Origin of the sequence: Lysinibacillus sp. FSL M8-0134 (genome assembly GCF_038069745.1) — a bacterium.
GTDB lineage: Bacteria > Bacillota > Bacilli > Bacillales_A > Planococcaceae > Lysinibacillus > Lysinibacillus irui.
This window is the reverse complement of record NZ_JBBPAJ010000001.1, coordinates 1,607,515-1,623,201: the sequence shown is the minus strand read 5'-3', so window position 1 is coordinate 1,623,201 and position 15,687 is coordinate 1,607,515. Positions and strand designations below refer to the sequence as shown.

Annotated in this window: 10 protein-coding genes; all 10 read right to left on the bottom strand. The window is 39.5% G+C overall.

Annotated elements, in window-relative coordinates; genetic code table 11:
* Positions 1 to 209 precede the first annotated feature (209 nt).
* The gene (locus MKY49_RS07950) at positions 210 to 941 is read right to left on the bottom strand and encodes a hypothetical protein (RefSeq protein ID WP_341385914.1); all 732 of its coding nucleotides are present in this window, start codon (positions 939 to 941) and stop codon (positions 210 to 212) included.
* Between the two features lie 166 nt (positions 942 to 1,107).
* Positions 1,108 to 2,235 (bottom strand): conserved virulence factor C family protein, encoded by a 1,128-nt coding sequence (locus MKY49_RS07945; RefSeq protein WP_312507102.1) that lies wholly within the window; start codon positions 2,233 to 2,235, stop codon positions 1,108 to 1,110.
* Between the two features lie 12 nt (positions 2,236 to 2,247).
* Positions 2,248 to 4,134: an ABC-F family ATP-binding cassette domain-containing protein gene (locus MKY49_RS07940; RefSeq protein ID WP_274796573.1), complete on the bottom strand. Its 1,887-nt coding sequence runs from the start codon at positions 4,132 to 4,134 to the stop codon at positions 2,248 to 2,250.
* A 928-nt stretch (positions 4,135 to 5,062) separates the two neighbouring features.
* Complete coding sequence (locus MKY49_RS07935; protein WP_312507126.1) at positions 5,063 to 5,677, bottom strand: HD domain-containing protein; 615 nt, start codon at positions 5,675 to 5,677, stop codon at positions 5,063 to 5,065.
* A 682-nt stretch (positions 5,678 to 6,359) separates the two neighbouring features.
* Positions 6,360 to 7,403, bottom strand: coding sequence for an S-methyl thiohydantoin desulfurase domain-containing protein (locus MKY49_RS07930; protein ID WP_341385913.1), 1,044 nt, complete (start codon positions 7,401 to 7,403; stop codon positions 6,360 to 6,362).
* A gap of 16 nt (positions 7,404 to 7,419) precedes the next feature.
* Positions 7,420 to 8,994, bottom strand: a complete 1,575-nt coding sequence (locus tag MKY49_RS07925) for an OPT/YSL family transporter (protein ID WP_274796571.1) — start codon at positions 8,992 to 8,994, stop codon at positions 7,420 to 7,422.
* A 22-nt stretch (positions 8,995 to 9,016) separates the two neighbouring features.
* Positions 9,017 to 9,769: an IclR family transcriptional regulator gene (locus MKY49_RS07920; RefSeq protein ID WP_274796570.1), complete on the bottom strand. Its 753-nt coding sequence runs from the start codon at positions 9,767 to 9,769 to the stop codon at positions 9,017 to 9,019.
* A gap of 12 nt (positions 9,770 to 9,781) precedes the next feature.
* Positions 9,782 to 11,461 (bottom strand): hydantoinase B/oxoprolinase family protein, encoded by a 1,680-nt coding sequence (locus MKY49_RS07915; RefSeq protein WP_274796569.1) that lies wholly within the window; start codon positions 11,459 to 11,461, stop codon positions 9,782 to 9,784.
* A gap of 3 nt (positions 11,462 to 11,464) precedes the next feature.
* The gene (locus MKY49_RS07910; RefSeq protein ID WP_341385912.1) at positions 11,465 to 13,501 is read right to left on the bottom strand and encodes a hydantoinase/oxoprolinase family protein; all 2,037 of its coding nucleotides are present in this window, start codon (positions 13,499 to 13,501) and stop codon (positions 11,465 to 11,467) included.
* Between the two features lie 495 nt (positions 13,502 to 13,996).
* Positions 13,997 to 15,676: a formate--tetrahydrofolate ligase gene (locus MKY49_RS07905; RefSeq protein WP_341385911.1), complete on the bottom strand. Its 1,680-nt coding sequence runs from the start codon at positions 15,674 to 15,676 to the stop codon at positions 13,997 to 13,999.
* Positions 15,677 to 15,687 lie beyond the last annotated feature (11 nt).

The following is a 15,687-nucleotide window of genomic DNA, read 5'->3' as shown; positions in this document are numbered from 1 at the left end:
AATTTATGTTATTTTAACATTGTCCCTTCTCTATGAAACTAGACAATATGTTAACGAATCATAGAATGACCTTAACTTTTTGTTTAGCAAAAAAACGCTAAAAAACTACATTTTCCGCTGTTTTAAACTCATTTTATAGTTTTCTCGCAAATTATCAGCTACCCTGAACATGAATTGATATTAGGGGATTGATATTACCAATAAGTGGATTATCCCACCGATTGGAGGTTGACTTTGAGCGGGGTGGCACCTTCTTTGAGCAGATCTCTCTCGTTTTCGAGCGGGTTCTCCCTTCCTTTGAGCGGTTTCCTCACACTTATGAGCGGGTTCTCCCCTCCTTTGAGCGGTTTCCTCACACTTATGAGCGGGTTCATCCCTCCTTTGAACGGTTTTCTCACACTTATGAGCGGGTTCATCCTTCCTTTGATCGGTTTTCTCAACTTTATGAGTGGTGTGGCACCTTCTTTGAGCGGATCTCTCACATTTTCGAGCGGGTTCTCCCCTCCTTTGAGCGGGTTCATCAACTTTATGAGCGGATTCACACCTCCTTTGAGCGGTTTTCTCACACTTATGAGCGGGTTCTCCCTTCCTTTGAGCGGATCTCTCACATTTTCGAGCGGGTTCTCCCCTCCTTTGAGCGGTTTCCTCAACTTTAGGAGCGGATTCACACCTCCTTTGAGCGGTTTCCTCACACTTATGAGCGGAGTCATCCTTCCTTTGAGCGGTTTTCTCACACTTATGAGCGGGTTCATCCTTCCTTTGAGCGGTTTTCTCAACTTTATGAGCGGGTTCTCCTCTCCTTTGAGCGGTTTCCTCAACTTTAGGAGCGGGTTCTCCCCTCCTTTGAGCGGTTTCCTCAACTTTAGGAGCGGGTTCACACATCCTTTGAGCGGTTTCTTCAATTTTACGAGCGGTTTCCTCACATTTTCGAGCGTTTTCACTCCTCCTTCGAGCGGTTCCTCACACAGATGAGCGGAGTCATACCATTTACGAGCGAAGTCTCCCATATTAAGCCGTTTATCAACACTTATGAGCAACAACTATCATCCCCAGAGCGAAGCCCACCCCATACAATGAAAAAAACCAGCATCAGCTGGTTTTTCCTTTTTATTGTTGACGGGATTCGGTCATTTGCTTCCAGACCGAGCCTTTTGCTTCCTCGCCTTGTTCGATACGGGCGATGGCCATTTTGACTTGTAATTTTACTTCGAATTCTTTATCGTTTTCGGCAGCTTGTAATGCTGGTAAAGATTGCTCCGTGCCGACCTCATATAAGTACATTGCTGCACGCCAGCGAACCAGTTTGTTTTTATCTTGTAAGGCTTGTTGCATGGCTCCTTCAAATTCAACAAAGCCAAGGTCACTCATGCAGTCACCTGCAGTTCGGCGCACGGCTGCACTTTTATCTTGAAGGGCTCTTTCTAAATAAGGAACAACAGCCACATCCTCAATCATGCCTAAGTACACAGTAGCAAGTCGGCGAATGGACATTTGTTCATCTCGTAAGGCTAAATCAAGTAATGGTAGATCATCTAGCTCTGGATCGGCCATTTGGTCAAGCAATTGGAAGCGTTTCTCCCATTCTGGTTGATTGAACTGCTCCACTGTTATTTTTAGCTTGTCTGTTTTTACAATAGCTTTTTCGTCATCATTATTGATGGCAGCTACAATTTCTGCTAAGCGTTCTGGAGAATACGTGACATCGATCTCCTGTTTGACTGCTTCAGCAATTTCCTCAAGCTCGCCGTACCGCACCCCATAATCAATCCACTTGCGTTGGAAGATATAGTTCTCGTCTACTGCTGATTCAATGATTTGATTAAAGGCCTCTACAAAACGGTCACCACAGCTTACACGATGTTCACGTTGATTATCAAACACTTTTACTTGCAGTGGTACCTGCTTGTAAAACTGTACATGCACGTAAACCTCACCGTAAAACTCATTGGCCACAACCGTTTCATCCTGTGTTTGTACATCTTCTCCTAGCACTTGACGAATGCTTGCTAGAATGCCTTCCCATGCATATTTAGCATTGCGCTCCACCGCAAAGAAATCCGCTACATGGTAAACGCCCTTTACTCCTTCAATAGCTAAAATGGCTGCAGCTTCGCCAGTTGCCTCATCCTTATTATCTTTTGTAAAATTATAGCTTTTCCCGAACGGTAGCTCTGTATCAACAACAATCTTCATAGAATTGGGACTTGGTGTCGGTTCAATTGTAATAATCTTCATGTCTATCGCTCCTTATCCGTTAACAATTTCATCTAAATAAGACCATCTTTCAATCAGGTGCTCGTAGTGTGCATTTAGCTCATCAAGCTTAGCCGTTAATTCCTGTAGTTTCGTGAAGTCTGAACCAGCTTGAGCAATTCCTTCTTCCGTCTCCATGATGGCTGTTTCTGTTTTTTCAATATCATCTGCAATCGTTTCCCATTCTTTTTGCTCTTTAAACGATAGCTTCTTCTTATCTGATTTGGGCTTTTCAGTCTTTGCCTTTTCAACTTTTGGTGTCTCTACTTTAGCAGTCGCTGCTTGCTCGCGCTTCTCCAAGTACTCACTGTAAAGATCAAGTGATTCCTCTACTTGCCCCTGTCCATCCAAAATCCAAAGCTTTTTAGCAATTCGGTCTAAGAAGAAACGATCATGGGAAATCGTAATTACAACACCAGGGAAATGCTCAATGAAATCCTCTAGCACACCTAATGTTTCAATATCTAAATCATTCGTTGGTTCGTCCAATAATAAGACGTTTGGCTGCTCCATTAATAAACGTAATAAATGGAGACGCTTGCGCTCACCGCCTGATAATTTCCCAATCGGTGTACCATGCGCATGCAATGGGAATAAAAAGCGTTCAAGCATTTGAGCCGCCGAGTAGCGTACGCCTTCTGCATCTGTAATATCATTAGAAGCCTCACGTATATATTCAATCATACGCTCATTTTCATTCATTTTCGGCAATGTTTGCTTGAAATGCGCTAGCTTTACTGTTGAGCCAACAAGAATTTCACCTTGATCGGGTGTCAGCTCCCCTGCTAGCATGTTCAATAAAGTTGATTTTCCTACACCATTTGCACCGATAATACCTATGCGATCACCCTGCTGTAGTAAAAATGAGAAGTTTTCTAGAATTTTTTGCTGTCCAAAGGCTTTCGAAATATTTTCGGCCTCAAGAACTTTACGACCAAGACGTGTTGTAGCCAGTCCCATTTCTAAAGAAACGTCCTCTGATTTTCGCTCTAAGTTTTCCTCTAGCTTTTCAAAGCGTTGAATACGAGCCTTCTGCTTAGTTGAGCGCGCCTTCGCACCGCGACGAATCCATTTTAACTCTGAACGATAACGGTTGCGGTCCTTTTGAGCAGAGGCTGCTTTCATTTCCTCACGAATGGCACGCGCCTCTAAATAATCGCCATAATTCCCTGTATGTCGATATAGCGTTTGATCTGCTAGCTCGTAAATATGTGTCGATAATTCATCTAAGAAGTAACGATCATGGGTGATGAAAATTACGGCACCCTTTAGTCGTAGCACCATTTCCTGAAGCCACTCTGTTGATTGAACATCTAAATGGTTGGTAGGCTCGTCTAGCAGGTAAAGATCTGCTGGTTCAATTAACACTTTGGCTAAAGCGACACGTTTCTGCTGACCTCCTGAAAGTGTTAGCACTTCTTTCTCAAATGTTTCAATACCTAGCTTTGTTAATGATGTCTTTGCTAACGCATTGACATCCCATGCCTGCTCTTCATCCATACGCTGTTGTAAGCTAAACAACGTTTTTTGTAAACTATCAGATGTTGGATTAACTGCTAAAGCAGCAACGGTTTCCTCATACTGACGATTCAGCTGTAAAATAGGTGAATCGCCAGCAAAGACAGCCTGTAAAACTGTTTCACCAGCTTCAAATGTCGGCTCCTGTGGTAAATAGGCGATACGGTACTTATTCGGACGGTCCACAGTCATCGAGTCTGCTTCAACGTCTCCAGCTAAAATAGATAGCAGCGTCGACTTCCCTGTTCCATTAATACCGATTAAACCTGCTCGCTCTCCTTCATAAATGGTAAATTCAATATCTTGAAAAAGCGTTTTATCGCCCACTGTTTTTGTTAAATTTTGTACGATTAAATGACTCATTCCACTATTCCATCTCTTTCATGTTAGGTATTGTTCATGCCCACACGATTTGTATGTAGACGATTATTGATATCCATTATTCATCATAACACCAATTGACATGTAAACAAAGAACAACAAACTATCACAGCTTGTTGTTCAATAATACATTCGCAAATGCTATCAGAGCTAGATAATCTGTTATTCATATGCCGCGCTTCCGATTTTATGGGGCCCCGTGGATTAAAATAAAAAATGGGAATCTGAAAAAGAAAAGTGGAAAATAACCGTTTTATTTTTGATTCTTCCTCATAGTGATAAATGGTTCAATTGTAGAGAAACGAACCATAAGGGCGAATGCACGAATATATTTCTCTTAATTTATTTTAAGGACCATAGCTTAACACAAACAAATAGCCATGTAGAAGAAGAGTTCAACAACATTTTTACATTATTCAGAAAAATGCTACTACTAAAAGCTACTATTGAATATAGTTTTATAGAAGAGAGTTCAGATGATTCGAAACGATTTACAGAGCAAGTAATCGCCCAATATGCACAGCCGATTTCATCAAAAAATTTCGAATAAAATAGTAACGATATAAAGGGTGATTTTTTTATTGAGTTAGCAGACGTCATTAATTTCATATTATATATAGCCAACCTTATGTTCATTTTAGATAAAAATATCGTTCATTATCGAATACTAACAGGTAATATTATATTTACTTTGCTCAATCTTCTATCATTGGCTTGTGGAAATTCTTAATGCAATTTGCTAAAGACATTGTTGAGAGAATCCATATGAAAAGGAATATTCTACTTGCGATAGGCGTCCTTTATTTTATTATACTGAACGTACTTCTCACAATCTTGGTGCTACGAAAGAAATACCCAATGAAGCACAAAAACCGCCATTCCAATGAAAGGCGGTTCTCTTTGTGTTGTCCTATTGACCGATTTCGTGCTGTAATTGCTGTAAAAAGCTCTCCATAAATTGATGACGTTCCAGTGCCATTTTTTTGCCCTTCTCTGTCACCATTAAATCTTTTAGCAGTAATAATTTCTCATAAAAATGAGTAACCGATGAGGTATTTTTTTGACGGTATTCTGATTCTGACATGTTTGCCCGTGCTTCCTCGTCTTTATCATAAAGCTTTCGACCTTTAGCTCCACCATAAGCAAATGTTCGGGCAATGCCAATGGCACCAATCGCATCTAAACGATCTGCATCACGTACGATTTTCGCTTCCAATGATGTTGCTTCTAGCTCATTTCCTCCATTAAACGATACTTGAGCAATACAGTCTCGGATATGTTGCTTTTTATCTTCACTCAGTGGTAGTTCTGCAATCAGTTGTTCTTCCTGTTCCTTGCTATCAGTATATTTTTTGTCGCTGACATCATGTAAAAGCACCGCTATTTTAACCACCTCAGCATCTGCTGTTGGCTCACTTTGTAGGATAGCTAGCGCATTTTGATAGACGCGTTCAATATGCTGAAAATCATGACTAGCATCAAATTGTGCATATACGTCTCGAACCTTATCCAATAAATTATTCATCGTTAATCTCATTCCTTTCCTACAAGATTATACTGTATTTATTCCTGCAAAAGGTAATCTAGAAATTAAAAATTGATAACGTTTCAATTGACTAACTTTTCTGAATATTGTATGATAAACATACAGAACAATCCATTTGTTCTGTACCTCATATTTTTTCAGTAATGTACACCAGCTATGTGTAGGACAGATTTAGCATTAACTTCAGCGGGCTTACAATTGAATAACCTGTTTAGAAGATGACGTACGTATTGAAAACCAATCATCTAAACAAATAAAAGTGAACACTTTCCCTTAGAAATTCTTTGTTTAACCCGCATAGCCCTATGTACATGCCGAAAATGTGAACAACAAGTTAGTTTGTTGCATGACCTAAAGGCTTTCACTTGATGTTGCATTTGTGTCATTGTTTTTCATTACTGGTTGTTACCTTCTTCTACTATGTATGAACGTAGCTCCTCCCTTTAATGAAAATCATACACTATTATTGTCTCCAGCTTGTGAATACCACGTTCGATGAGTCGTGCAATCAGAAGAAAAATCATGTAAGCCAATGTATTAAGTGTGATAAAGGAAGTAGGTACGATTGTGATAAAATGTATTACCCTCCCGCTGAAGGACAAATAAAAGCTGCCCATCTTACATTCAAGTAGATGATGGCAGCTTTTACTGTTTTATTTACTTATAACACGTTTTTAATAACTTCATCAATTTCCTGCAAAAGTGCTTCATTTTGCATCGTCGAACTTAATGTCAAAAGTGATTGGTCTACATGGATCACGGCTACATGCATCCCTTCCTGAATGCTTGCACTTGGTACAGGAGTCATTTTCTCTATATCAAATGTCATGATTAAATCCGGGAATTTCGATTGTAATTGTCCTTCTTTCGATAATGTCATATATTCATTCCAGAAAGTAAGATGATAATCGCCAACGGATAATTTTCCAACATCAAAGCCATTTTCCTTCGTTAAAGAATAATTCGTAACTTTCCCCGATACAATGTGTGTACCATTCAAATGCTTTACAACATTGGCTAATTTCTCTTCAAATGTTTGTCCCTTTAAGAATCGATAGCCAAGCTCAATAGCCATCGTGATTGCATTAGGGGCACCATGCTTCTGTAAATAGTCAATCGTCACAGGATTTCGAGTAACCCCCACTAGCCCACCTGCTAAAATGGATGCTTGTCGAGCTGTTTTGGCTGTGTTTTGTAAATTCCCTTCGACAAACCCTTGCACGGCAAAATCATCTTTTCCCCCTGCATAAAATTGCACGGATTGATAATCTTGTTGCTTATGGAGATTTAAAGAGCCCATGATCCCCGTTGGATGTGCTCGTCCATTACAAGGAGCGTCAACGACTGGTACATTTAATAGTACTGACTGTAGCCAGCCATTGATCGTCGTACTGGCACCATTTTCATTCGTAATGATGCCTTTTAGACGCTGCTCGTAATGCTTATTCATCTGACGATAGCTCCAACAAAGCTGCTCACCAGAAATATATTGATCAACTGCTGATGGTGCACCTACCAAGGCAACGCATGCCACTAAGTCTTCTTGATCCAATTCTGTGATATCGACTAATTGAGGTTCTCCCGCAGCAAAGATTTCCTCCACTAGCTTGAGTCCTTCCTCTAGAAGACCACCTCCGCCGCCGCCAAGAATTGCCCCTCCATAAACGGCTGCAATCCCATCCTCATACGATAATACTTTTACCATTCATTCATACCCCTTTCTATTTTCCTATTTTCAGAATAGAAGAGAAGAAGCTATATAACGCATCTCCAGCAATAACACCTGCTGCAAAGACCGTCATTTCAGATTCTCTCTTACCTTTCGTTACATATGTGAAAATAACACGAAGTAAGATACCGACTAAAACAGCCCAACCAGCGATCGGATTAACAAGTAATAAACCTGTTGCAAATAAAATACCCATTTGACGTTTTGAACCACCAATTAGCTGAATCAATGCACCTGGAATAGCCCAAATCATTAATTGTTTTGCTACATCTCCTGTTACACCTGATTGGATTGTGGCTGCATACACATGGTTTACAGGTGCTACTAAATCTTGTGCAAAATAAGATTTATAAGATAGTAAAACGACAACAGCCGAAATCGCAAAGGCTAACATTCCTGCTATTAATTGTTGCTTACGGCCTTCTTTTTCTAACGCAGCATCACTACCATTACCACGTAAAATAAATCCAGTTTTTAAGTCATAGCCCATATCTGCAAACGCTACCCCTGTAGCTGCACTATAACCTGCTAATAAGGCAAGTGCTGGTGCTGGGAAACCGATTAAAATACCAACAATCAGCGTAATAAATGCGACAGCAAATGCTGGGAACCAACCTGCGTGCATCGCCGCAATACCAACAATCAGCTCATGAACAAATGCAGCAATTGTTGCAAAGACGATGAATCCTATTAACATACCGAAAGACATATGCGTGATAATACCACCTAAAATGGCAATTAATAAGGCAATGGCTAAATAAGCAATAAACCCTACACCAAAGGCTTGGCGAATTTCTTTGGCATCTTTTGAATAGCTCAACTCTTCTGACTTTTTAGCCGACTTTTTATTTAATAAGGCAAAAGCGACCTGGAAAAGTGCCACAATACCGGCACCAATCATCACGCCATGCGGAATATAATATGCATTTAAATCGACATTAAACAATTGAACAGAATATCCTCTTAGAAGAAGCCCAATCCCAAACATCGTTAGTGCCCAAATATTTCCTATGAACGCTACCCCAAAAGCTGACATTGGAATTTTAAGAACAGACCCCACAATACCTATTAACACACCACCGATTAATACCTTGGCATTTTTACCGCCTTTATCGCCCGCTTTAATGGCTTCAGCAGTCGCAATCCCTGGTGGCCAAGTACCTGCTGCTGGGAAAATCTTTGTATCAAAAAATTTATATAATAATAAAGCATCAACAAACATCGCTAAAATAACACCGATAAACAATGGTAATACTAAGTTTTCATAGCCTAATACATATGGAATACCAATTGGCAACATTAAACTACTTGCAGCACTGAACGTTGCTGCTGAAATGGCCGTTTGGATAATATTTTGTCTATGCACAGATTTAAATTCAATGAGCTTGCCGATTGGAATTCTTCCTAGAATCATCGCAAATATTGCCCCGACGATTGATGTATTAGCAGAAATCCCTAAAGTCGTAATCAACTGTATCCCGATAATTGCCCCTACGACAGATGTTAAGACGATCATTAGTAGAGTTACAGGCTCTAAAGCCCTTGGATGTAATACTTTATTATTCATAGTGTCAGCTCCCCTATTGCTGTTATAGTTTTGAAATATGTGATTGTATTTGATGAGCTACTTTCACTAACTGTTCAAGCATATATTTCTCCCTTTGATCATCTAAATCATATACTAGTCCAGAAATGGTAAGAGATGCGATAATTTCCCTCTTATAGTTAAATAACGGTACGCTAATGCCAAAAGCATGTTCATTATACTCCCCAACTGTAACACACCAGTTGTTTTGTCTAATTTGCTGTAGCTCTTCCTTCAATGACTTAAGCAGTTTAAGATGCTCTTCTTTCGATTGTTTATTATGAAAAAAAGCGATTAATTCAAGCTGCCTGTCCTCTTCTAAATAGGCAAACATCACTTTGCAGGAAGCACCGATGTAAAGGGGTGTCTTCGTCCCTAAAGACACCGCATACTTTACATTTTTATTACTCTCGGCAATTTTCGTGGTAACACCGTATTCATTATCCATATAAGTAAGAAATACTGATTCATTAATTTCATTCGCAAGATTTTGCATCAATTCATAAATGGTCGAGTGTGGGTCTTTAGAATTGGAGAGCACATCATAAAAAAGGAACATCTTGTAACCTAATTTATATTTTCTTGTGTTGTCATCCTGTATTAAATAACCCGCTTCTGTAAATGTATTAATGGTTCTTTGCACGACACTTGTCGGCAAGTTCATCATGCGTGAAATTTCACGAACACCTAATGCGTTTTCTGTCGTGGCAAAACACTCTAGTATATCCAATGAGTTTTTTAATGTCTTGACAGTCATTTATTTCTCCCTTTAAGCGTTTTGATAACCGTATTTCTTCTGCGCTACTTCTATAGAAATATATTCATTTAATAAATCACGTTCAATGGCCTCGGCACTTCTTTCAAGTGGATTACCATAACCACCACCTGTTGCTGTCACAAGCTCAATGCGGTCACCCTTTTGCAATTCATAATTGGCCAGCACTCCAACGGGTCCAACCTTCGTTCCATCGTTTTTATGAATGATCAGATAGTTGTGAGAGCCCTCTCCTCCGCCATTTAAACCGAAAGGCGCAAATTGATGTCTTCCTAAGTTAACAGAAACCTTTTGACCATCATGATTCACTGTATAAACGCGACGTACACCTAAGCCGCCTCTAAATTGACCAGCACCTGCCCCGTCACAATTTAAGCTATATTCATCAATGTGAATACCATATTTTGTTTCGGCAATTTCAACCGGGAGATTATATGTTTCACCATCTCCCATACAGTATTGTCCGCTTTGACCATCCTCATCATTGGACGCTCCCCAACCACCAACGGATGGTTCAACGATTAAGAATGACTCATCGTTTTCAGGGTTTTTACCTGTTAAGATAAACGTACAAACGGACTGCAAATGCCCTGCAGATAATCGTTCTGGTAAATGAGGTGCAAGAGCCTTCCAAATTAAATCCGCTGCCCCTATACGTGCCTCGAAGTTCATGGACACAGGATGAGGACGTTTAGCTGAGACAATGGAGTTTTCATCTGTAATAATCGTTAAGCGTTTAAAGACACCTTCGTTGATTACATCAATATCACCAAGTAATGCTAAGAACATAACCCGCACACTAGCCATTAAACCAAATTGTGAGCAGTTCATTGGCACATTGACTGCAGGATGGGAGCCTCTAAAGTCACAAATAAACGCTTCATCACTAATTGTTACTTTCACTTTAATTGGGTATGGGCCACCTTTTAATGGGTCACCTTCAATAAAGTCTTCCGCATAAAACTCACCTTTTGGTAAATGTTGAAGCTCCAGCTCAACAATTTTCTCTCCCTTGTCCAATAGTTTTTGAATGGACAATTTCACAGACTCAGCACCAAACTTCTGGCAAAGCTCTGCAATTCGTTTTTCTCCTGTTTTTAGAGCTGCTACTTGTGCAAACATATCTCCGATCGAAAGCTCTGGTAAACGGACATTCGTCGAAATGATTTCATAGACTGCTTCGTTCAGCTCACCTTGATGATAAAGTTTAACACCTGGAAGCTGTAAACCTTCTTGATAGATTTCATTAGAATTACTTGTGAATGAACCAGGGTCCATGCCCCCTACTTCTGTCCAGTGCGCTTTATTGGCTGAATACGCGATAATTTCACCATTATAGAAAATTGGTAGGACTAAGCCTACATCCGATAAATGAGATCCACCACCAACATATGGGTCATTAATAATAATGACATCCCCTTCGTGTAACTGTTTCCCATTATCAAATTTTTCAATAACACGCTGCACCATTGGACTTAGCATCCCAATAAAGCTCGTTACACCATTTCCTTGGCTAATTAAATTACCCTTGGCATCTGTTAAACCACAAGCATAGTCTAATACTTCATAAATCACGGGACTCATAGAAGAGCGTGCTAGCGCAATAAACATCTCATCTCCTATTGCTAGCAATGAATCTTGAATAATTTCTACTGCAAAAACGTCTTTTTTCATGTTTTATTTTCCCTCCATCTCTACAATCAGATTGCCGTATTGATCAATTTCAATGGATTGCTTGTCATTAATCACGACTGTAGATGTTGGATTTTCCACAATGGCAGGACCAGCAATAACATAGCCAGGTACTAATTTTTGTTGATCATAAACATTGACCTCTACCCAACCTGTTCCTTTCACGTATAAATTGCGCTTTGTTTTAATACATGTCGAAGCATCAATATGAGAGAAGTCTAATTCTTTAAACTGAACCGCCTCATCTTTTCCATAAATTGTAAGATGTAAGTTCACTAGCTCAATTGGTGTAGCTGGTAAATCAAATGAAAATTCTTGCTTATGTTTAATGTGGAAAGCCTCTGCTAATTTTTCAAGCCCTTCTTCATTAATTGTAATAGTCGATGCGTTTAATTTAACCGTATGCTCTTGACCTTTGTAGCGTAAATCATAATTAATCTCGAAATAATAATGATCCTTAGCTAAAGGTGCATCTGCATACGCATTGGCAATCGCTTGATCAATGTTTTCTTGAATAGCCGCAAGATGGTTTTTGTCAAAGTTCATTAAACTTGTTTGAATATAATCTTGTCGGTACTCGGTCATCATCATTCCTAATGCAGAAAAGACAGACGAACCATATGGGATAATGACTTTTTTCATGCCCAGCTCTTCAGCTAAGTTAATCGCATGAAGTGGTCCACCACCACCAAAGGCTACCATTGTAAAATCTTCAGGGTCATAGCCTTTACGAATCGAAATCAACTTTAGTGCATTAAGCATATTAGAATTTGCAATATCTAAAATGCCTTGCGCTGCTTCCTCCGCTGATACATTAAATGGTTTCGCAATTGCTTCAACAAGAGCTTCCTCCACTTTGTCAATGGAAACAGGATTATCAAAGTTTTCTAATGACAATCTTCCTAAGTACACATTCGCATCTGTAATGGTCGGCTGTGTATTTCCTAAGCCGTATGCCACTGGTCCTGGATTGGCACCTGCAGAATCTGGACCAACTTTTAATGAACCGAATTGGTCTACACGGGCAATTGAGCCGCCCCCGTTGCCGATTTCTACAATATCCACAACTGGCGTTTTAATTGGATAGCCAGCAAATTTTTCATTTCTTTCAATATAGTAATCTGTTGTGACATTCACTTTGCCATCTGTAATAAGGGAGCATTTAGCTGTCGTCCCACCAACATCAAAAGCGATGATATTCGATTCATTTAAAAGTTGGCCTAATTTCGCTGCCCCAAACATACCTGCTACAGGACCTGATTCAACTAGGTTAATTGGTAGCTCCATCGCTTTATCAAAGCTTGTTGTACCACCATTCGATTGCATAATTTTTAAATGATCTGTAATACCAATCGTGCTTAATTTCTCCTTTAAGCTTTTTAAATACGCATGTGCAATTGGCTTAACATAAGAATTTAATACAGTTGTATTTGTTCTTTCATACTCACGGTATTCTTTAATCGTTTCACTTGAAAGAGTGATAAATACATCTGGCCAAATTTTTAAGATTTCTTCTTTTAGCTGTTGCTCATGAATTGGATTTTTATAGCCATGAATCAATGAAATGGCTATCGCCTCTACACCCAATTCCTTAAATTTACGAACGATTTCACCGACTTCCTCGGTATTAAGCGCTTTCATAACATTTCCTTTAAAATCAATTCGCTCATCTATTTCTTGTCGTAAGTAACGCTCTACAAATGGTTCTGGCTTTTTATATTTAAAGTTATATAAGTCTGGTCGATTACCACGGGCAATTTCTATTACGTCACGGAAGCCTTTTGTTGTAATTAACCCGACTACGCCCCCTTTTCTTTCCGTCAGTGTATTAATAATAACAGTTGAACCATGAATAAAAGATTCAATTAGAGAATCCTCCGTAACATGACGTCCTAATACATTTAATATGCCATCCTCAAAGTGACCAGGTGTTGTATGTCCCTTATCAAAATGAAGATTACCTTTTTCATCTGTGAAAACTAGGTCGGTAAAAGTACCGCCAATATCTGTTGCGATTTTCAAGACTTCATCCCTCCGTGTTCCTATAATCGGAACAGTGTTCCGAATTAGAATTAAGTAAATTATATTTAAAAGAAAAAGAAAATTCAATGTATTTTTTAAATAAAAATTCATTTGACAATTATCTTCTATTGTAAAAATCCGCTCTTTCTTTCCAATAACATAGAACTATTGATAAAAAATACCAAACACATTTATATAAGGAAACTTCTCTTGTTTTTTTATGCAAAAAAAAGATCCTAGTTTTTTACTAGAATCTTAATGTTTCGAAAAAATAATTTTTATTCATGGATTTGCAGATGGAATACACTAATAAATGACAGAGTAAAAAATAATCTCTAGACGATTACCTTAGACATTGAAATGATTCCATTAGTAAGCTATCCAATTCATGATTTAAAGCCTAAAGGTTTGTGGGTCGTAAAAAACCCCGTAGAAGTTAGATTAGGGTCTAACTTCTACGGGGCAGTTAAATTTTTGAAAGGAGAGTAATGTTTGTTAGAACAATCCCACCGCATGTCCTTCGCTATCAACATTCATACGTAGCGCAGCCGGTGTTTTTGGTAAACCTGGCATTGTCATAATATCGCCTGTTAGACAAACTAAGAAGCCAGCACCAAGCTTTGGAATAACTTCACGAATGGTAATGGTAAAGCCTTCTGGACGACCGAGTAAACTTGGTTGGTCTGATAGGGAATACTGTGTTTTTGCCATACAAATCGGAAGAGAGTCCCAGCCAAATTTTTCGATTTGGGCGATTTGTTTTTTGGCTTGATCAGTAAATTGCACATCTTTCCCACCATAAACTTTTTGCACGATTGTAAGCACTTTTTCTTCAATAGACTCTGTGACATCATATAAAGGAGAGAAGTTGTTATCTTCTTCTAGCACAGCTAGTACTTGTTCAGCTAGAGCTAAACCACCTTTACCGCCTTCTTCCCAGACATTTGTACGTGCGATACGAACATCATTTTCTTGACACCAGTTAAGAACGGCTTCTAATTCAGCCTCTGTGTCCGTAATAAAACGATTTAATGCAATAATTGGTTCAACGCCAAATGTGCGAACTGTCTCCACATGTTTAGCTAAGTTTTCAATACCTTGTAAAAGGGCTTCGACATTTTCGCCAACAAGCGCTGTTTTCGGAACCCCACCATGCATTTTTAAGGCACGAATCGTAGCTACGATAACAACGGCACTTGGCTTAAAGCCAGCTTTCCGTGCTTTAATATTCATGAATTTTTCAGCACCTAAATCAGAGCCGAAGCCTGCCTCTGTCACCACGATATCCGCTAGCTTACGAGCTGTTTGTGTCGCCATAATGGAATTACAGCCGTGAGCGATATTGGCAAATGGACCACCATGAATAATGGCAGGTGTTCCTTCTAATGTTTGTACTAAGTTTGGCTTGAAGGCATCCTTTAATAATAAAGTAAGAGCACCTTCTACCTGTAAATCTCGTACAAAGACTGGCTCACGCTCGAATGTGTAGCCAATCACGATACTAGCGATGCGTTCACGTAGATCCTCAATACTTGTTGCTAAACAGAACACTGCCATGATTTCAGAGGCTACCGTAATATCAAAGCCGTCCTCACGAGGCATGCCTTGAACTGGTCCCCCTAAACCAACGACTACTTTACGTAGAGCACGATCATTTAAGTCCATTACACGTTTCCAAATAATGCGTCGTGGATCAATGTTTAATGCATTTCCTTGATGGATATGATTATCAATAAATGCGGATAAAGCATTGTTGGCTGTTGTAATCGCATGAAGGTCACCAGTGAAATGTAAATTAATATCCTCCATTGGTATTACTTGTGCGTAACCTCCGCCAGTTGCGCCACCTTTTACGCCCATTACTGGACCTAATGATGGTTCTCGTAAAGCGACCATCACCTTCTTATCTAATTGATGAAGGGCATCTGCTAGTCCTACAGTCACTGTCGACTTTCCTTCACCTGCTGGGGTCGGACTAATAGCAGACACTAATACTACTTTTGCATCCTCGCCCTGAGCTGTAATTTTTAATGGGTCAATCTTTGCTTTGTAGCGTCCATACTGCTCAAGAGCATCCTCTGGAATACCCGCAGCTTTGGCAATTTCCGTAATAGGTTTGATCACTGCTTGACTAGCGATTTCTAAATCTGATAATGGTTGATTTTTCGTTGTCATTTGGCATCCTA

Coding starts and splice junctions, on each gene's coding strand:
- MKY49_RS07940 (WP_274796573.1), bottom strand. CDS start 4,134: ATGAGTCATTTAATCGTACAAAATTTAACAAAAACAGTGGGCGATAAA.
- MKY49_RS07925 (WP_274796571.1), bottom strand. CDS start 8,994: ATGAATAATAAAGTATTACATCCAAGGGCTTTAGAGCCTGTAACTCTA.
- MKY49_RS07915 (WP_274796569.1), bottom strand. CDS start 11,461: ATGAAAAAAGACGTTTTTGCAGTAGAAATTATTCAAGATTCATTGCTA.
- MKY49_RS07935 (WP_312507126.1), bottom strand. CDS start 5,677: ATGAATAATTTATTGGATAAGGTTCGAGACGTATATGCACAATTTGAT.
- MKY49_RS07930 (WP_341385913.1), bottom strand. CDS start 7,403: ATGGTAAAAGTATTATCGTATGAGGATGGGATTGCAGCCGTTTATGGA.
- MKY49_RS07920 (WP_274796570.1), bottom strand. CDS start 9,769: ATGACTGTCAAGACATTAAAAAACTCATTGGATATACTAGAGTGTTTT.
- MKY49_RS07905 (WP_341385911.1), bottom strand. CDS start 15,676: ATGACAACGAAAAATCAACCATTATCAGATTTAGAAATCGCTAGTCAA.
- MKY49_RS07945 (WP_312507102.1), bottom strand. CDS start 2,235: ATGAAGATTATTACAATTGAACCGACACCAAGTCCCAATTCTATGAAG.